Source organism: uncultured Thiodictyon sp. (genome assembly GCF_903828115.1).
Classification (GTDB): Bacteria; Pseudomonadota; Gammaproteobacteria; order Chromatiales; family Chromatiaceae; genus Thiodictyon.
This window is the reverse complement of sequence record NZ_CAIKKU010000626.1, coordinates 1-18,804: the sequence shown is the minus strand read 5'-3', so window position 1 is coordinate 18,804 and position 18,804 is coordinate 1. Positions and strand designations below refer to the sequence as shown.

The following is an 18,804-nucleotide window of genomic DNA, read 5'->3' as shown; positions in this document are numbered from 1 at the left end:
TCTCGTTCCCACGTTGCGGGGATTGTGAAAGGATTCCGCGGCGATGTGGGTTCCACGCAATCCCGCAGGTCGGGTCAGGCGTGTGCGGCACGGCGCCTTCAGCAGGCACTTGCGACAGTTCCCCCGCGGGACTAGGATACCGTCATGCGAATCTCCCCAAGATTTATTCCTTCGCCGACGCGTTGTGCTGGTTCGCGAGCCCGGAGAAAACGTTACGGACGGGGCGAATGCCCCGTCCGGCCCGGATATGACACCATCAATGCAGAAACCATCGAAACGGATTTGTGACATGCCCATCCGACCGATTCGCACTGAAGAGGACTACTGCTCGGCCATGCGCGAGATTGCCGCTTTCTTTGATCACGAACCGGAACCGGCCTCACCGGATGGCGAGCGCTTCGAGATCCTCTTGACACTGGCCGAGGCTTATGATGCCAAGCAGTTCCCGGTGGACCTGCCGGACCCGGTGGCGGCGATCCAATTCCGCATGGAGCAGGCCGGACGATCGAATGCAGTCTTTCGATAGGTCGGGAAGCCATGAATGAAGCCGACACGCGAGCGGAATTTATCGACCCGGCGCTGCGGGCCGCCGGCTGGGGTGTGGTGGAGGGCAGCCGCATCCTGCGTGAGTATCCGATCACGCCGGGCCGCATCGAAGGCCAGGGCCGGCGCGGCAAGCCGCTCATTGCGGACTATGTGCTGGTGTTTCGCAACTACAAGCTGGCGACCATGGAGGCCAAGTCCTGGGAAAAGGCGCTGACCGAGGGTGTCGGGCAGACGAAGAACTATGCCGGCAAGCTGCGGGTGCGCTTCGCCTATTCGAGCAACGGCCAGGGCTTTTACGGCGTCGATATGCAGACGGGGGCCGAGGGCGAACTCGCCCGGTTGCCGACCCCGCTGGAACTCTGGGACCTGACCTTTGCGAGCGCGAACGCCTGGCGCGACCGTTTCGCCGCCGTGCCCTTCGAGGACCGGGGCGGTTACTTTCAGGGCCGCTATTATCAGGACCTCGCCATCGAGCGGGTGCTGGCGGCGATCACCGCTGGACTCACGCGCATCCTGCTGGCGCTCGCCACCGGGACCGGTAAGACCTTCATCGCCTTCCAGGTCGCGTGGAAGCTGTTTCATAGTCGCTGGAACCTGGCCGACTGGAAGAAGGAAGGCGAGCCGACCCGCCGACCGCGTATCCTGTTCCTGGCCGACCGCAATATCCTGGCCGACCAGGCGTACAACGCCTTTTCGGCCTTTCCCGAGGATGCATTGGTGCGCATCGCGCCCGCCGACATCCGCAAGAAGGGGCGGGTATGTGTATTCGCTGAAGGAAGGGATCAACGACGGCTTCCTGACCCCGTTTCGGGTGAAGCAGATCGCCACGACGCTCGATGACTATGTCTACACCCCGGACGACACCGTCCTGGAGGGCGAGATCGAGCCGGGTAAGCGCTACGAGGAGCGGGATTTCAACCGCATCATCGAGATCAGGGAGCGGGAGCGGCGCCGCGTCGAGATCCTGATGGCGCAACTCGACCCGCGCGAGAAGACCCTGGTCTTTTGCGCCAACCAGGCGCACGCGCTGGCCGTGCGCGACCTGATCAATCAGGCCAAGACGGTCGCGGACCCGAATTACTGCCACCGCGTGACGGCGAATGACGGCGCCCTGGGCGAGCAGTATCTGCGCGACTTTCAGGACAACGAAAAGACCATCCCGACGGTGCTCACCACCTCGCAGAAGCTCTCCACCGGGGTCGATGCGCGCAATGTGCGCAACATCGTGCTGATGCGCCCGATCAACTCGATGGTAGAGTTCAAGCAGATCATCGGACGGGGTACGCGGCTCTACGACGGGAAATACTATTTCACGATCTATGACTTCGTGAAGGCGCACCACCACTTCAGCGATCCGGAATGGGACGGCGAGCCGCTGCCGCCGCCAGACTGCCCCCGCTGTCATGCCTCGCCCTGCATCTGCGTGGAGGAGCCGCCGGTCGCCTGCTATCGGTGCGGTCAGTCGCCGTGCCGGTGCCCGCCCGGGTCCAAGGACCCCTGTGCGGTCTGCGGGGTTCAACCGTGTCGCTGCGACCGGACGACCAGGATTCGGGTGGAGTTGGCGGACGGCAAGGCGCGTGCGATACAGCACATGACGGTGACCTCCTTCTGGCACCCTGATGGCACGCCCATGTCCGCGCAGCAGTTCATGGAGGCGCTGTTCGGGCGGCTGCCGGAGTTCTTCAAGGACGAGGATGAATTGCGTACCCTGTGGAGCCTGCCCGATACCCGTACCAGGCTGCTCGCGGGGCTGGCGGAGAAGGGGTTCGGACGGGAGCAACTCGCCGAGATGCAGGTGATCATCGAGGCGCAGCGGTGCGATCTGTTCGATGTGCTGGCCTATGTCGCCTATGCCGCGGCGCCGCTGACTCGCGAAGAGCGGGCGGGGCGGGCCAAGGTCATCATCAGCAGCCGCTTTACCGGCAAGCAACAGGCCTTTCTCGATTTCGTCCTGCTGCACTATGTCCGGGTGGGCGTGGAGGAACTGGGCAAGGAGAAGCTGACGCCGCTGCTGCGGCTGAAATACCGCAATTCATTGGCGGACGCCATCGCCGATCTGGGCAGCCCGGCGCAGATCAGCGATTGTTTCGTCGACTTCCAGCGGTGGCTCTATACCGCTCAGGCGGCCTGACGGCGCGCGGAGTCCAAGGCTGTCGTTGTCGTTGTCGTTGTCGTTGTCGTAATCGTAATCGTAATCGGAGAAGCGATACACTTTGGCGTGCGAGAGAATCTGGGCGCTACGATAATCTCGACAACGACAACGACAACGACAACGACGCTTCGCGGTCTCAAATGTCGCGCAAGGCCTCCGCCGGATCGATCCGGCTCGCCCGGTACCCGGCGGCGAGCGCGGCGATGAGTGCGACCAGGAGCGTGGCCGCGGCGGCGACGGCGAGCTGCCGGGGCTCCAGTCGGCAGACATAGCCCTGCCCGGCCAGGTTTTGACCCAGGCTGCGGTTGAAGGCGGCGGCGCCGGCCAGGTAGGCCAGGGCGGCGAGTGCGAAGGCGAGTGCGGCGATGACGGCGGACTGGATGAGCGGCATCAGGACCACGGTCCCGTTGGGGAAGCCGAAGAGGCGCAGCAGGGCCAAATCCCGGCGCTTGCGCTCCACGTTCACCCACAGGGCGCCGCCCAGGGCCAGGGCGCAGCCGCCGAGACCGATCAGGGCGATGACCCGCAGGATGAATGAGAGGGTGCGATCGAAGGCGCGCACGGTCGCGATCCGCTCGGCCTGGGTGCGGACCTCGATCCCCTGGTCACGCATGGCCGCGGCCAGGGTGTCGACCCCGTCCAGGTCCCGCGCATAGACGCGGGCGCCCGCATACTCGGCACGCTCGCCGGCGACGCCGCCGCGCAGGTCCGCGTCGCTGAGGTCCGCGCGCAGACCGTCGCGGTAGTCCTCGGCGGCGACCAGCAGGTCCGGGTGGGTGAGGACCGCCTCGCGGGCGAGACTGGTCTGCGGGACGACGGCGATGGCGGTCAGGGTGAACCGGGCGGTCTGCGGGGTCCCGTTGCGGGTGCGGCGCAAGACCCCGGTCAGGGGCGACCCGGGAGAGACGCCGATCCGCTCGGCCAGGGTCGCGGTCAGCAGCACCTGGTCGGCGTGGGCGGGGGTGGGCAGTCCGGGCGGCAGCAGGGGGTCGCCGGGGGCGGTCGGGATCAGGTCGAGCGCTTCATAGGGGCGCTGCGCCTGGTCCAGGAGGTCGATGGTGGCGTTGATGCTGCGCGTGCGGGGCAGGAGGAAGCCCAGGTCCGCGCGCGCGCGCATGGCCGCGAACCAGGCGCGGTCCAGGCGGTGGGCGCCGTAGACGATGATCTCGCGATTGCGCGGGTCGTTGAGCAGGTCCTGGCGCAGCGTGGCGATGACCCCGGTCTTGAGCCCGAGCAGCAGCATCAGGGGGGCGAGGATGGCGGCCACGGTCAGCACCAGCACCAGGGCGGTGCGGCGGTCGTGCCACAGGTCCTGGAGCGCCAGGCGGACCCACTCCAGGCGGGATTGGGGGCGCGCCGGGTCGCTAGCCATCGAAGCGCGACCCGAACCCATCCGCCAGCGGTACCGCCCGGACCTCGCGCAGTCCCCGGGCGCGCACCCGGGCCTGCTCATGGGTGGCGAGGATCACGCTGGTACCCAGGCGCTCGACCAGGTGCAGGAAGAGCCCCATCACCTCCTCGCCCAGGCGCGGGTCCAGGGCGGAACTGGGTTCATCCGCCAGCACCAGGCGCGGCCGGTGGGCCAGGGCGCGGGCGATGCTGGCGCGCTGGTATTGGCCGACGGAGAGCTGCGCCGGTTGCTTGTCGAGCAGGCGGCCGATCTGGAGTTGGTCGATGATGGCGTCCAGGTCGGGGTCGCGCGCCGGCAGGCACAGCAGGCGGCGGTTGATCCCGATGTTGCCGGCGACACTCAGATAGGGCAGCAGCCCCCCGGTCTGGAGCACGAAGCCGATGGCCGCGGCGCGCAGGCGCGCCAGGCGGGCCTGCCGGTCGCCTTGCCAGAGGGCGGCGAGGTCTTGCGGCTCCCCGTCCGCGGCGAAACGAAAGCGCCCGGCGGTGAGCGGCCGCACCACCAGGCCCAGCAATTCCAGCGCGGTGCTCTTGCCGCAGCCGCTCTCCCCGGTGAGCGCGACGATCTCCCCCAGGTCCAGGGTCAGGGAGGCGATCAGCACCCGGAAGGCCTGGTCGCCGCTGCCGCGGGTGTAGCTCAGGTCGGCGCAGTCGAGCAGCATGGCCGGGGCCTCAGGGCAGGTCCTTCAATGGGATCGGATAGACCGCCTCCCGGTTGCGCGGATTGTCGGCCTGGGCGATGTCTACCCAGCCGAAGGTGTCGGCATAGTAAAGACCGTAGAGGGTGGCCTTCTTGCGCAGCCGGTCCACGAAGTCCGCCTGCCGCTGCATGCCCCAACTCGACCAGTCACTGCGCTTGAGATCCAGCACGTCGCTCTTGTAGGGCAGGCCCTCCAGATAGTGGAGCAGCAGGTCCTGTTGCGCCAGTTCCGGGGCACGGCGGCGCCCGGTAGCCTGCGGGTCGCGCTCGAAGGTGGCGGCGATGGAGGCGAGCCGGTCATAGAACGCCTGGGTGCTGTTGGTGCCGTCCAGGTCCGCCTCGGCGGTGTCGATCACCTGGGCCACTAGTTCCTTGAGGTCCGAGAGTTGGTCGCGCGACATCAGGACGCGTACCTCGACCGGGCGCCGCCCAGGGTCGGCCAGGTCAGTGTCGCCGATCCAGGCCTCGAAGACCTCCGGGGCGGCCGTCTGGCGCTGTTCCCCCAGATAGGCCAGTTGCATGGCGTGTCCCAGGGAGGCGACGATGGCCTGGATGCGGGCGCGCTGGTCCGGGTCATCGGCCGCGTCCGCCGGGGCGGTGGTCGGCGCCCGGACGGCGGGGTCTGAAAGCGTCGCGTAGCCCTGGGCGCTGTGGTCGATCTGCTCGATGACGCCCCCCGCAAAGACGTCGATGGCCGACCGCAAGCGGTTGCGGGCGCCGTCGGCGATGGGGAAATAGGCCTCCTGTTGGGTCATGGCGTTGCGCGCCAGGTCCTTGTATTGCTCTGCGGCACGGGCCAGGTCCCCGACGCGCCGGGCCTCGGGGGTTTGCAGGTGCATGACCGTGATCGCCACCCCGGCGCGGCGGGCCAGGTCCTGGATGGCCGCGGCATTGAGGCCGGTGCGGGAGTCAACCCCTTGGACCGCCCGCTCCTTGGTCGGCACGGGCGCTGGTGCGGACCCGGGTGCCGCGTTGAAGGTGCCGTCCAGGGCACCGGCATCGGTGATCAGCACGATGTGACGGGCGTCGAACCGGTCCTTCCACTCGGGCATGTCCAGGGCGGCGCGCACCCCGGCGTAGGGGTCCTCGTCGAAGAAGTCAGTGGCGACCGGGGCCTCCTTCAGGGTCGCGATCCGGGCCAGGAAGTCGTCTCCGTTGCGGACCTGGGTGGGGGCGGCAAAGACCTTGGCGACATAGTCGAGCCGCCGGTTCTTCTCCGCGCTGGCCGTTTCGGCGCGGAAGGCGACCAGGCCGAAGGCGACCTTGTCGAGCAGTCCGGCGGCGCGGATGCGCTCGTAGAACTGCTTCACCGCGGCGCGCGTCTCGGCGATGTAGGGGCCCATGGAAACGGTGGAGTCGACCACGAAGACGATGGCGGCCTTGAAGTCCTTCAGTGGGTTCGCCGACCCTGTCGCTGGGGCGGGTGGCCGGGACTCGGGGCCAGGGGCCGCGGGCAGGGTCACGGAGGCGACCTTGAGTGCGCGTATGCTGCTGCCGACGCGGCTGCTGTAGTCCTTAAACTCCAGGATCGGCAGCAGATAGAACCGCTCGTAGAGGTCCACAAAGGTCTCGGGCTCCAGGGCGACCACCCGCGGGTCCTGAGCGCCCGCGGCGACCCCCTGAATCAGGCTCCGCCCCGCTGTGGCCGGTGAGGGCGAGTCCAGCACGACGCGCAGTGAGTCCCAGTCGCGGAAAAAGATCAGCCGCTCGCGCCCCGCCGGGTTGGTCAGGGCCAGGGTCAATTGCTGATTCCAGGCCAGGGTCAGCCCCGTCGGCACCCAGCCCAGGAGGTTCTTGCCCAGGGTATCAGTGCCGAGCCGCAGCCATTCTGCGCCCGCGTGGGTCTGGCGCTCGTAGACATAGAGACGGCTCAGGGCGTTGATCAGCCGTGTGCCGGCCTCACCGGGTGTGTCGCTCGCCGCCGCCCCCGGTTTGGTCAGCACCCGTTGGTATAGGACCTTGGTGCCGGGCAGGATCAGGGGCGTCTCGGCCGCGACCGGGCAGGACAGCATCGGCAGCAGGATCAGGGCGAGGGCCGCGAGCAGGTGGCGGCCAGGGCAGGGGGGCATGGTGCGTCTCACAGTTCGGTTCCTTTTTTCCGTCGATGCGTTTCTGTCCCTGTACGCTGATCGGTCAGTGGATGACCTCGTCGATGCTCGCGGCGACGAGTGCGCGATCCAGCCACTCCAGCAGGGTCTCGGGGTCCGCGGCCTCGATCCGCTGGCGCGTCGGCTCGGGGATGTCGCCGAATTTATGGCGCATCACGCGCATCAGCGCCAGCACTTCGCCCTGCTGTCGGCCTTCTTCACGGACTCGTTGGGAAAAGCTGTTCACGGCATGGACCTCGTTGGGGTAATCGCGTTCGTAGCACGCGCGCTCCGTGTCGTTGAGCACTGCGTAAATGTCGATGAAATCGGCGTACTTGAGCCGTTTCTCCGGGTCCGGTTCCAGACTGATCAGGCCGCGCACGGCAGCGGCATAAACGGCGACCCGCTCCGCCGGTTCGTAGCGCATGTTCGGGAGGTTGAGACGGACCACGAGGTTGTCGCTGTCCTGGTACTGTCGAAACGGCAGCCGCGACAGTTCGACACAGAGGAACCGAAAGCGCAGATAGGTCTCGCGGTCGCCGCCCAGGTCGAAGGTCCGCTCCGACGGCCCGCCGCGCAGGAAGATCACCACCGGGACCACGCGCCGGGTCTGCAACAACTCGGCGATGTCGATGCAATAGTGGGCCAGGCGGCTGATCGAGAAGCGTGCCGGATCAGTCTCCTCCTCGACCACGAAGACCAGGGCCGCCCGTCGGCCGTCGGGCCACTCCACCAGCAAGGGGATGTCCAGTTCCCGGAAGCGCTCGCCGAGGCGTTCCTTGAGTTGTTCTTCGCGCACCGGGGTGATGCGCACGTCCGGGGTGATCTGCTGTGCTTCAGACTCGGCAAAGAAGGCCAGTGCCTGACGCGGATAGTCGAGGACGAGGTTCTTGAAGTTCTGGTCGTGGTCCATGGGCCGATGGTAAACCAGATGGCGGGGATGCAGAAGCGGCCAAGCGGCCCGATGGCGAACCCGCCGACCACAAGGAGTCCGCGGATTGCCCTCGGACCCTGACCGTTGCCCAGGTCCCGACAATGCAGCCGCCGCCTCGGGTAACATGCGTCGCAATCCGAGTCCGAGGAGTCAGCCGCGTTGCGCGATCCCGTCGAGAAGCCCGCCGGCTCCCGACCCTGGCCTTGCCTTGGGATCGCCGCCGTCTGCCTGTTGCTTCCGTCGGCGCCCCCGCGGGCCGTCCCGGCGCCGGTCATCGCCTGGCCGGAGGCGCAATACAACCCCAATCCGCTCCCCGATGACCTGATCCTGCCGCTGCCCTGCGGCGGGGCCATGGCCTTTCGGTCCGTGACCACCCCGGAGCGGGCGGACCTGGCCCCCAAGGTCGCCGGGCGCGATTTCGGGGCTGTTGCCGGACCCTTCCGGGATAGGTCGGGCAATCCCCGTTTTCTGCTCGGCAAGTACGAGGTCAACCGGCTCCAGGTCGCGGCGGTCGGGGCCTACGCTAACGGTAGCGATTGCCCCTCGCCGCAACTGCCGGACGGACGGCTCGCGTCCTCCACCATCGGTTGGCAGGAGGCCATGACGTTCGGCGACGACTGGACCGGTTGGTTGCTCGCCCAGGGCCCCGCCATCCCGGACTGCACCGACGGCCACGCACCTTGCCTGCCGCGCGCTGACACTGGCCCCACCGTGGTCCGGCTGCCCACCGAGGGTGAATGGGAGTTTGCCGCCCGCGGCGGTCTGGCCGTACCCCGCGAGGTCTTCGCCCAGTCGCGCTATCCCATGCCGGACGGCATCGCCCGTTACGCCTGGAGCAAGGACAACGCCGGCGGGCAGGTCCATCCTATCGGCACCCGCGCGCCCGGTCCGCTCGAGTTGCACGACCTCTATGGCAACGTCTCCGAGATGCTGTTGGAGCGCACAATCGGTGCGACCCACCAGGGCCAGGGTCCCGTCTTTATCGTCCGCGGCGGTGGGCGCTATGATCCACCGGAAAAACTCAACGCTGACCTGCGTTACGAGGTCCCCGTCCACAATGAGGGCGGCCGGACGCGCACCAGCGATACCGGGTTCCGGGTGGTGGTTTCGTTGGCAGATTCGGGGTTCAAGACTTTGCCTATCGACGCACCCGGGGTTCCTCCCGCGGCGCCGACCGGCCACTCCCGAGACCTGAGTCGGAGCCAGGATGTGCCGGCTGAGACTCCCTTAAGCGAAGCCGGCGTCCAGGGCCTCCTCGACCGGTTCGGTATCGTCGCGATCGTCCTTGGTGTCATGGCTGCTGTGGGGGTGGGCGTTGGGATCACGACGAGCGCTTTGGGGTTGCTCGGCTGGTTCTGGAGGCGCCGAGCGGAGGCCGTGCGGCGGGCCCAGGCGGCGGCGCAGCGAGCGTTAGAGGCCGATGCCCTGGTCGCCCGTGAGCGCGCTGCGGCTGAGCGGGATCAGAAGGGGAAGGCGCGTCAACAGGCGGAGGCGCAGCGGCAGGCGGCAGCGCAACGGCAGGCTGAGGCGGTGCGCCAGGTTCGGGCGAAGGCGCAGCGGCAGGCAGAGATCGATGCTCAAGCTGCCCACGAGCGTACCGCGGCCGAGCGCCAAGCGGATCTGGAGCAGGACACAAGGGGGCTGCCGCAGGCGGCGCAACAGCAAATGGAGGCTAGACGCCAGGCCCTGGCGGACGCACAGCGGCAGGTAGCAGTTGATTTCATGGCTATCGGTGCGAGTGCCAATACTGTGCGTCACGCTGGGCAAGAGCAAGAAGTGAAGGCGCAGCGGCAGATGGAGGCCATGCTCGAAGCACTGGCGGAAGCACAGCGGCAGGTAGCGGTTGATTACATGGCAGCCCGCGACCGCGCCGAGGTCAAGCGCCGGGCTGGGCAAGATCGCCAAGTGGAATGGGAACGCTGACCCCGGATCGCTGCGAGCCGTGCCGTGGGCCTGCTGGTCCGGAGAAGACGTCTCGGACCGGACGAATGCCACGTCTTGCCCGTGGTTTGTTCCGTCCGGACGGTCTTGGTCGCCGCGCTCGACCGGCGTCGCTGCTGTTAGACTGATGCCGAAGTTGTCCCTCCCGAGCGAGATTACCATGTACGCAACGAATGTTCGCGACCTCAAGAAAGACCCCCGATTGGCGCTTCGCCAGGCCGAGGATGCACCGGTCCTGGTCTTGGATGAGAACCAGCCCAACGCGCTTATCCTGCACCTTGCCCCCTCAATGATAGATGAGGAGCGGGGACTCAGACCCGCCCTAGCCGCCGCGCTGTTCAAAGATGGAGCCTTGTCGGCCGGTGCAGCGGCGAAACTCAGTGGGCTCGGCTATGCGGAGTTTGTCCGCCACCTGGACCGGTTGGGGATCGCTGTGGTTGGCCCGGACGAAACGAGCGATGCTGATGTGAGTGACCTTGAATCATGGACCCTATCGTCATCGCGGACGCCGGCCCCCTGATCGCCCTGGCATCGACAGGTGAATTGGGTTTGCTGCGTAGACTCTTCGGGGAGGTGCGCGTTGCCCAAGCGGTTGAGCGTGAATGTTCTGCAAAACAAGGCGACGATCAAGCGGCGATCACTGCTGCCGTCGCGGCTGGCTGGCTTCGCGTGGTCGCCGCTGCAGGTTGCGATGAGTCCGTGCCGATGAATCTGGGCACTGGGGAGCATGAGTCGATTCGACTCGCCTTGGCGCAGCCTGACCGGAGTCTGGTGATCTTGGATGACCGTCTGGCGAGACGATATGCGCTCCGACTCGGTCTCAATGTGGTCGGCACCGTCCGTCTGCTTGATCTTGCGGAGCGCCGGGGTTTTCTCGGCAGTGCCGAACTGCTCATTGAGCAGATGCGGCAGAACGGGTATCGGATTAGTCCGGTCCTTCTGCGGAATCTGCGTGCTGACGGCGGATGATGCCGCGCGCTGGGCTATTTTCCAGGCGGGGTGGGGTGGCTTTCATCATTGCTCTGGCCGCGCGTATGTGTAGGTCGGCCTTGGTTTCGTCAGAAATAATGGCTATTTTTTCTGACAAGAAAGCAAGGTCCAGACACGGCAGCGTTAGGTGGTCCGCGGGGCACGGGGCTTCCTGGACTGCCCGCCAAGGCTGAAGCCTTGGACTCCAGGGGGGCGTGCCGCCGCGCGAACGGCCCCGCCCGGGCGCGCCCGCCGGTATACTGCGCCCCCATGTCGCTGCTCAGAAAAAAACCCGCCTGCCCGATCCACGGCTGCGAACTGCGCCTCTCGCACCACGGCAAGAAGACCAACCCGGGGCACTACTGGATCGAGGTCCAGGGGGCGCCGATCCTCTACTGCCCCGAGTGCCACGAGCGCGGTACCGATACCTCGGTGGAGATCGAGGCGGGGGCGTCCAATGCCTTCCTGCGCCAGTTGATCCGGCTCTACGACGGGTTCAACTTCCCCCCCGAACTGGGCAAGCCGCGCATCCGCGTGGACTTCAACCCGGGGCGGGCGGTCGCGGACGGACTGCCGACCACCGTGACGACCGGACAGCCGCTCTATCAGGCCCTGTCGCCGACGCCCGCGCCGTCCCCCGCCGCGCCCCCCGGCCGCGCGCCCGGTCCCCAGGAGGCAGCGCCCGATGACACCCAGACCTTCGAGAGCTTTGAGCCGCGCCAACCCCGCCATCACCTGGACCAACTGGTGCTGGACCCCGAGACCCTGGCGCGCATCCGCGAGGCGGTGAATGTGCTGCTGTCCCAGGACCTGCTGTTCGGCTGCTGGAACCTGGGATCGGTGGCGCGCACCGGGCGGCGCGTGGCGCTCAACTTTTTTGGGCCCCCGGGGACCGGCAAGACCCTGGCCGCGGAGGCGATCGCGGCCATGCTCGAGCGCGAGATCCTGGTCATCAGCTATGCGGAACTGGAGTCCAAGTATGTCGGGGAGACGCCCAAGAACATCCGCGCCGCCTTCCGCCGCGCCAGCGAGACCGGGGCCCTGCTGTTTTTCGATGAGGCCGATTCGATCCTCGGCAAGCGCCTGACCAGCGTGACCCAGGCGGCCGACAATTCGATCAATGTCGCCCGCAGCACGACGCTAATTGAACTGGACAATTTCGACGGGGCCGTGATCTTCGCCTCCAACCTGGTGAAGAACTACGACAGCGCCTTCCTGCGCCGCGTGCTCGCCCATGTGGAGTTCCCGCTGCCCGCGACCGAGCAGCGCCGCCGGATCTGGGAGTGCCACATCCCCAAGGAACTGCCGCTGGCGCACGACGTGGACTTCGCGCTGCTGGCCCAGTATTCGGAGCACGCCGCGGGCGGGGATATCCAGAACGCCGTGCTGCTCGCCGCCTCCTATGCCTCGCTGCGCCAGGGTGCGGCGCAGGTCGTCGGCCTGGGCGACTTCAAGCGGGCCATCGCCTTTATCCTTGATGGCAAGCGGCGCATCCTGGAATGATCAGCATCCCTCGCGTCCCCAGGCTCCGAAGAGCGCCTTCACGGAATACTTGCACCGCCTCTGCGCGTGGGATTGCCGCCCTGGACGCTCCGCGTCCGGCGCCCTCGCGACGCTGGAGCCTGGGAGCCGGAAGCGAATTACCCACCAACCGGAGTATCACCGATGAGCACCCCCCATGACCTCTGAGCCGCGCCCATACCGCATCGGCTTCATCACGCTCGCCCCCGGCATCCTGCCCCGCCACGGCTGGAGCCTGCTGGCCGCGGCCTTTTTCTCCATTGGCCTGGTGACCTTCATCGCCATCGGCCAGACCTATGTGCTCAATGCGATCCTCAAGGTGCCGACCACCGAGCAGGGGTCCATCAGCGGCAATCTGGTGTTCTGGACCGAGATCATCGCGCTGGCGCTCTTCATCCCCGCGGGGATCCTGATGGACCGGGTGGGGCGCCGGTCCATCTACGCCGTGGGACTGCTGCTGCTGGCCCTGACCTATGCGCTCTATCCGCTGGCGACCTCGGTGGACGACCTCTATCTCTACCGCATCCTCTATGCCTGTGGGATCGTGGCGGTGGCCGGTGGGCTCTCGACGGTGATGGTCGACTACCCGGCCGAGCGCTCCCGCGGCAAGCTGGTGGCGCTGCTGGGGGTCTTGAGCGGGCTCGGCATCGTCTTCACCAACCAGGGGTTCGGGGCCCTGCCGCAGGCGCTGGTCAAGTCCGGCTGGAGCGGCGAACAGGCGGGGGTCATCACCCATCTGGCGGTCGCCGCGCTCGCGGTGGGCGTGGCGCTCCTGGTCAGCATCGGGCTCAAGGGCGGGACCCCGGTGCACAAGCATGATCGCCCGGGGGTGCGCGAGCTCTTTACCAGCGGCTTCGCCCAGGCGCGCAATCCGCGCATCCTGCTCGCCTATGGCGCCGCCTTCATCGCCCGCGGGGACCAGTCGGTCAATGCCACCTTCCTGATCCTGTGGGGCACCGTGGCCGGGATGGCGGCCGGCATGGGCCATGCGCAGGCGCTCAAGGCGGGCACCATGATCTTCATCACCGCCCAGATCGCCGCCCTGTGCTGGGCGCCCATCCTGGGGCCCCTGATCGACCGCATCGACCGGGTCAGCGTCCTGGCCATCTGTATGGTGCTCGGGGCCATCGGCAATTTCTCATTGCTGCTGCTCGATAACCCGCTGGCCGGGGGCTCCGCCGTGATCTTCTTTATCCTGATCGGCATCGGCCAGATCAGCGTCTATCTGGGTGCCCAGTCACTCATCGGTCAGGAGGCCCCGACCCGCCAACGCGGCTCCGTCATCGGTGCCTTCAACGTCTCGGGGGCCATCGGGATCCTGGTGGTCACCACGATCGGCGGGCGCCTGTTCGACTTTGTGGACCCGCGGGCGCCCTTCATGGTGGTGGGGGCGATCAACGTGCTCCTGTTTCTGGCCAGCGTCTATGTGCGGGTCAAGGCGCCGAGTCCGCCGCTTGATCGGAACGGGGCTTGAATCAGGGGCCAGGCGTTGGACGCGGACATCTTCATCAGCTATGCACGCAAGGACCTCGGGCGGGTCGAGCCCATCGCCCGGGCGCTCGCGTCCCTGGGCTATGGCGTCTGGTGGGACGCGGACCTGCGCGCCGGGCGGCGCTTCCACCAGGACATCGAGCGGGAACTCGCCGCCGCGCGCTGCGTACTGGTGGTCTGGACCCAGGCCGCGGTGGCTTCCAACTGGGTCTACGCGGAGGCCAACGAGGCCCTGGACGCCGATAAGCTGGTGCCGGTCTTTCTCGAACCGGTCAAGCCGCCGCTGCTCTTCCGCCAGGTGCATGGTGTCGATCTGAGCGGCTGGGACGGGCTGCCGGGGCATGGTGAATTTCAGCGGCTTCTGCGCGCCGTGGCGGAGTTGGCCGGGCCTGGTAAAGCAGCGCGCGCGCCGGTCGATCCCGAGCCGCGGGGGGCGGCGATCATCGGCGCGCCTCGGCCCGAGCCCCTGAGTGTCTTCCAGGATTCGCTCAAGGACGGCGGCGAGGGTCCCGAGATGGTCTGGCTGCCGCCCGGTACTTTCCTGATGGGCTCGCCGGACGGTGTTGACCTGGCCTATCCGAACGAGCGGCCTCAGCACGAGGTGGATATTGCGCGGTCCTTCGCCATTGGCCGTTTCCCGGTGACCTTCGCGGACTATGACCAGTTCTGTGCCGCGGCCGGGCGCGAGCAACCCGGCGATCGGGGCTGGGGCCGCGATCGGCGCCCGGTGATCGACGTCTCCTGGGACGACGCCGTCGCCTATTGCCTCTGGCTCACCGGTCAGACCGGTCGGACCTACCGGCTCCCGAGCGAGGCGGAGTGGGAATACGCCTGTCGGGCGGGGACCCGGACCCGCTGGTCATTCGGCGACGACGGAGATGCCTTGGGCGCCCATGCCTGGTTCAACGTCCATCAGGATGTAGCCAGTAAGCTGTTCCGGATAGAGGTAGTAGTTAAAGACGCGAACGACGTTGTGATGATGAAGTTCGTGTAGTAACGTAATCTCGCGAAGGAAATTTCCAAAGAGCTCTTGTCGGTGTTCTTCGGCATGTGGGGAATACTTCTTGCAAACGAATTGCTTGCGAATAGTGTCATCTCGCAACAATATGGTTTTCCCACATGCGCCCTGACCAAGTTCCTTGACGAAAACATAGTCACGTTTGCTGAACGCGACGATCTTGTCGGGGAATTTCATATGATCTTCACTTAGTGCAATTTATAGTACCTTGCAAGAACATCAATAGTTTGAAAGATGAGAAAGCATTTTATTTTCAGCGCCTTGCTATAATTTAAAGATATGGAATTTCTCGCAGAAGACTATAAGGACCTTGGCCGCCTTTGCCGACACTATATTCTTTTCCGCCGATGAGTTACCCCCGAGCTAGACGGACGGAATGGTCCGGGAGGATACCCTGGACAGACAACAGTTTAAAGGCCGGATCGGCATTTGGACCTGATTCGCGTCCGGCGCCTCTTTCTTCAGTCGCCCCGAACTCAATACAGGGATCAAAGCTAGCAGTTCGGCGTAGGAGCGGCCCCCGGCCGCGACGGGTTACCGCAAGGGCGTGGTGCCTGAGTTATGATCAGCAGCCCCAGGCGCCGCCAACCGATGGATCACAGGAACCGGCGGCAGGCTTACCCGAGGAAATCGGACCCGCCGGCCCTGTTCTCCAACTGATGAAAAAGCAAAGACGATGACCGGCAAGACGGTGGCGCAGCGGACCTACCTGCATGTGAGCGGCCTGGACACGGCGCCGCCCGCGCTGACGGCGGCGGTGGCGGCGGCCGAGGAACTGGCCGGCGTGCGCCGGGGGGAGGCCTTCAACGTCGTGCGCTTCGACCCGGCGGGGGCCCAGGTGGCGCTGCTCCAGTACCCGGGTTTCTTCGAGGACCCCTTCCCGGCCCTGGAGGCGAGCTGGCGGGTGGAACTGGCGTCCGGGGAGGTCGGCTACCGGACCTACGCGCAGTCGCACAACCCGCCCATCCTGCACCGCAAGGAGCTGCTGCTGGCCGCGGATGACCCGCGCCGGGCGCCCTTCGCGGCCCTGACCCAGGCGTGCGAGTCGGTCGGGCTCTTCGATGAGCCGACCCGCATCGGCTATCGGCGCCAATGGCTGGAGCTGGTGCGCGCGCGCGGCTACCGCATCGCGGGTCAGGCCCTGGTCCCCCTGGGCAACGAGGAGGCCGACGACGCGGACCCGGCGCCGAACCCCGCCCAGGTCGAGACCCCCGCCGGCCCCGCAACCCAGTGGCAGGCCGCCCGCCAACTCACCGCCCTGGTGCGCTACGGCCTCTCCGCGCCGGTGCAGGCACTGGCCCGGCATGGGCTGCTCCAGGGACGCGAGGGCGGCGACCTGACCCTGTTCGACTACGGCTGCGGACGCGGCGACGATGTGCGCGGACTCCTCGAGCTGGGCCTCCCGGCCGCCGGCTGGGACCCCTTCTACGCCCCGCAGAACCCGCTGCACCCGGCGCCGATCGTCAATCTGGGCTTCGTGATCAACGTGATCGAGGACCGCGAAGAGCGCCTGGCGGCACTCACCCGCGCCTGGTCCCTGGCGCAGACCCTGCTGGTGGTCTCGGTGATGCTCGCCAATCAGGGCGCCGCGCGGGGGACTGATTTCAACGACGGGGTTCTGACCCGGCGCGGGACCTTCCAGCGCTACTTCACCCAGGCGGAGATCCGCGCCTATGTGTCCGAGGCCCTGGACGAGGAGCCGATCGCGGTAGCCCCGGGAATGCTCTATGTGTTCCGGGACAAGGAGGCCGAACAGCGCTTCCTGGCGGAGCGCTACCGCAGTCGCCGTCCGGCCCTGGTCCCGCGCCCATCCAGACCCCCGGCGCGGGCGGCCGGCGAGCGCGAACCGCGCCGACGTCAAGGGCGCACCACCCCATGCGACGAGGCCTGCCGCGAGTCGCTGGGGCGTCTCTGGGGGCAATGGCTCGCGCTGGGCCGCCCGCCGGAGCCCGACGAGGTCGCCGCGGACCTGCCCGCACTCACCGCGGGCTTCGGTACCCTCACCCGGGCCTTGGCCTATCTGCGCGAGCAACAGGACCCGCCGGCACTGGCCGAGGCCGAAGCGGCGCGGCGCGCCGACCTGCTGGTCTACCTGGCGCTCGACCTGTTCGAGCGGCGCCGCCCCTACAAGCAACTGGAGCCCGGGCTGCAACGCACCCTCAAGGCCCTGTTCGGTGACTACACCAGGGCCCAGGCCCAGGCGCGCGATCTGCTTTTCAGCATCCGCGACACCCAGGCCATCGCCGACGCCTGCCGGGAGGCGGCGCAGCGCGGCCTGGGCTGGCTCATACCCGGCAAGTCGCTGCAACTGCACTCGAGCCTGGTCGAGCAGTTGCCGCCCCTGCTGCGGGTCTATGTGGGCGCGGCCGCCAGCCTCTACGGCGACTATCGGGAGCTGGACCTGATCAAGGTCCACATCGGCTCCGGCAAGCTGAGCCTCATGCGCTATGACGATTTCCTGGGGCAGCCCCTGCCCCGCCTGCAGGAGCGCGTGAAGGTCCGGCTGCGCGATCAGGACTACGACTGCTTCCTGTACGGCGAGCCCTTCACCCCGCCCTGGCTGTTCCGCAAGTCCCGCTACATCAACGAGGAGTTCCCGAACTACCCGGAGCAGCTCGCCTTCGAGCAGGCCCTGGAGAACCTGGGGCTCTTCGATCTGTCCGGCTACGGCCCGGCCGCGGAGGTCTTCACCCAGACCATGGCGCGGCACCGCTGGGTGATCGACGGCTTTCGCCTGTGCCGGCCGGATACCTGCCCGGACCTGGACGACCCCTGCGGGCGTTTCCTCACCTTCCGGCAACTGATCGAGTGCGGCGAGACCCAGGGACGCACCGGGCTGCCCAACCGCCCCCGCCAACCGGAGAGTTGGAACGCCCTGCAAGACCTGGCCGAGCAGGTCCTGGACCCGGTCATCGACTGGTTCGGGATGATCCGCCTGACCTACGGCTTCTGTTCCCCGGAGTTGGCGCGCGCGATCCCCGGGCGCATCGACCCCCGGCTCGACCAGCACGCCGCGCACGAGGTCAACCGCCTGGGCAACCCCGTGTGTTCGCGCCAAGGGGCGGCGGCGGACTTCATTGTGGAGCACGAGGACATGGCCGAGGTCGCCCGCTGGCTGGCGCAGAACACCCACTTCGACCGGCTCTATTTCTACGGCCCGCAGTTGCCGATCCATGTCAGTTACGGCCCGGACCACAGCCGCCAGGTAGTGCGGATGGTGCCGACGGCGGGCGGGCGGCTGGTGCCGCGGGTGGTCGCCGCCGCTGCGCTTTGAGGCTTGCACTTGTTTCGTCTGAACAGGCGTTCGCGCCGGTTCCGGGCAATCGACTGTCAGAATACTTTACACTTTTACTTTGTTATTTCAGGTGCCCTACGCTATCGTTCTGATTAATAAAATTATTCTTTTTTGGCGAATTTATTGCTTCATTGCATAGTGAGCGACGTTCATCCGGCGTCGAGCCACCAATTCGGCGAGCGACAGGTACGCCGATGCCCTGACAACCTTCGCGCCAGAGGGCTCATTATGCGCAACTTCAAGTCTTCCGCGTTCTTGACGAGCGGCCTGGTCCTGGGCCTGCTGACGGCGCCCGCCGCGGCCACGGTGATCACCAGCACCTACGTCGGGACCTTCTCCAGCAACTTCGCAATCCCGAACGACCCCTCGGGCGTGACGCGCGGGGGCAAGTACGTCGTCAAGAGTTCCTTCGACACCAGCACGCTGCAACTCGTCACCGCGGCGACCGGCCAGATCGGCATCAACCAAAACACCTTGGTGGCACCGCTCAACCAGGTGCCGGGTGCGCCCGGTGCGACCAACACCTACCAACTCTTCCTGCCGACCCAGGGCTACGGCATCCTGACCCAGACCGGGCTCGACCACTTCGTCATCAGCAACAGTACCGCCCAGACCGCCCAGATCCAGTTCTTCAACACCTGCACCGACGCGGCCACCTGTGCCGCCCAGTTCCGCGGCTTCGAGTTCGAGAGCAACTTCCTGCGCACCAACAGTGGGACGACCCCGGCCGCCACTGATTT

The 18,804-nt window shown here is 66.9% G+C and carries 14 protein-coding genes and 2 pseudogenes; 10 read left to right on the top strand and 6 right to left on the bottom strand.

Translation table 11 applies throughout. From position 1 onward, the window contains the following. Nucleotides 1-289 precede the first annotated feature (289 nt). Entirely contained in the window at nt 290-526 is a 237-nt protein-coding gene (locus QZY48_RS23545; protein WP_295435666.1) for a hypothetical protein, read from the top strand. Nucleotides 527-537: 11 nt separating this feature from the next. Then, a pseudogene (locus QZY48_RS34985) lies at nt 538-2,677 on the top strand (type I restriction-modification enzyme R subunit C-terminal domain-containing protein). On the opposite strand, the gene QZY48_RS23530 reads toward QZY48_RS34985, so the two are convergent. The 5 genes from QZY48_RS23530 to QZY48_RS23510 all read right to left on the bottom strand — a co-directional run bounded on the left by QZY48_RS23530 (nt 2,665) and on the right by QZY48_RS23510 (nt 7,808). After that, entirely contained in the window at nt 2,665-2,838 is a 174-nt protein-coding gene (locus QZY48_RS23530) for a hypothetical protein (protein WP_295435661.1), read from the bottom strand. The pseudogene QZY48_RS34985 and the gene QZY48_RS23530 sit on opposite strands and share 13 nt — an antisense overlap. Further along, nucleotides 2,835-4,070 carry an FtsX-like permease family protein gene (locus QZY48_RS23525; protein ID WP_295435660.1) on the bottom strand — a complete coding sequence of 412 codons (1,236 nt, stop codon included), beginning with the start codon at nt 4,068-4,070 and terminating at the stop codon, nt 2,835-2,837. The genes QZY48_RS23530 and QZY48_RS23525 overlap by 4 nt, the downstream gene beginning before the upstream one ends. Continuing rightward, nucleotides 4,063-4,770 carry an ATP-binding cassette domain-containing protein gene (locus QZY48_RS23520; RefSeq protein ID WP_295435658.1) on the bottom strand — a complete coding sequence of 236 codons (708 nt, stop codon included), beginning with the start codon at nt 4,768-4,770 and terminating at the stop codon, nt 4,063-4,065. The genes QZY48_RS23525 and QZY48_RS23520 overlap by 8 nt, the downstream gene beginning before the upstream one ends. Before the next feature lie 10 nt (nt 4,771-4,780). Further along, nucleotides 4,781-6,877: a vWA domain-containing protein gene (locus QZY48_RS23515; protein WP_295435656.1), complete on the bottom strand. Its 2,097-nt coding sequence runs from the start codon at nt 6,875-6,877 to the stop codon at nt 4,781-4,783. A 64-nt stretch (nt 6,878-6,941) separates the two neighbouring features. Beyond that, nucleotides 6,942-7,808, bottom strand: a complete 867-nt coding sequence (locus QZY48_RS23510) for a hypothetical protein (protein ID WP_295435655.1) — start codon at nt 7,806-7,808, stop codon at nt 6,942-6,944. A 180-nt stretch (nt 7,809-7,988) separates the two neighbouring features. On the opposite strand from QZY48_RS23510, the gene QZY48_RS23505 reads away from it, so the two are divergent. The 6 genes and pseudogenes from QZY48_RS23505 to QZY48_RS23480 form a co-directional block, all read left to right on the top strand. Next, a complete protein-coding gene (locus QZY48_RS23505) occupies nt 7,989-9,752 on the top strand; it encodes an SUMF1/EgtB/PvdO family nonheme iron enzyme (RefSeq protein ID WP_295435654.1) in 1,764 nt (587 codons plus the stop codon). A 178-nt stretch (nt 9,753-9,930) separates the two neighbouring features. Next, nucleotides 9,931-10,290: a UPF0175 family protein gene (locus QZY48_RS23500; protein ID WP_295435652.1), complete on the top strand. Its 360-nt coding sequence runs from the start codon at nt 9,931-9,933 to the stop codon at nt 10,288-10,290. Continuing rightward, on the top strand, nt 10,254-10,739 hold the full coding sequence (locus tag QZY48_RS23495) for a DUF3368 domain-containing protein (protein WP_295435650.1): 486 nt from the start codon (nt 10,254-10,256) through the stop codon (nt 10,737-10,739). Before QZY48_RS23500 ends, QZY48_RS23495 begins: the two co-directional genes overlap by 37 nt. A 270-nt stretch (nt 10,740-11,009) precedes the next feature. Then, entirely contained in the window at nt 11,010-12,242 is a 1,233-nt protein-coding gene (locus QZY48_RS23490; protein WP_295435648.1) for an ATP-binding protein, read from the top strand. A gap of 175 nt (nt 12,243-12,417) precedes the next feature. Beyond that, nucleotides 12,418-13,734 carry an MFS transporter gene (locus QZY48_RS23485; RefSeq protein WP_295435646.1) on the top strand — a complete coding sequence of 439 codons (1,317 nt, stop codon included), beginning with the start codon at nt 12,418-12,420 and terminating at the stop codon, nt 13,732-13,734. Nucleotides 13,735-13,749: 15 nt separating this feature from the next. Next, a pseudogene (locus QZY48_RS23480) lies at nt 13,750-14,619 on the top strand (SUMF1/EgtB/PvdO family nonheme iron enzyme); the annotation flags it as partial. Here QZY48_RS23480 and QZY48_RS34980 read toward each other — a convergent pair. Further along, the gene (locus tag QZY48_RS34980) at nt 14,611-14,946 is read right to left on the bottom strand and encodes a hypothetical protein (RefSeq protein ID WP_366929762.1); all 336 of its coding nucleotides are present in this window, start codon (nt 14,944-14,946) and stop codon (nt 14,611-14,613) included. The pseudogene QZY48_RS23480 and the gene QZY48_RS34980 sit on opposite strands and share 9 nt — an antisense overlap. A 499-nt stretch (nt 14,947-15,445) precedes the next feature. Between QZY48_RS34980 and QZY48_RS23475 the strand changes: the two genes are divergently transcribed. Both QZY48_RS23475 and QZY48_RS23470 read left to right on the top strand, forming a co-directional pair. Continuing rightward, nucleotides 15,446-18,043 carry a DNA phosphorothioation-associated putative methyltransferase gene (locus QZY48_RS23475; protein WP_295435642.1) on the top strand — a complete coding sequence of 866 codons (2,598 nt, stop codon included), beginning with the start codon at nt 15,446-15,448 and terminating at the stop codon, nt 18,041-18,043. A gap of 249 nt (nt 18,044-18,292) precedes the next feature. Continuing rightward, a partial coding sequence (locus QZY48_RS23470) for a hypothetical protein (protein WP_295435640.1) occupies nt 18,293-18,804 on the top strand: 512 nt, incomplete at its 3' end.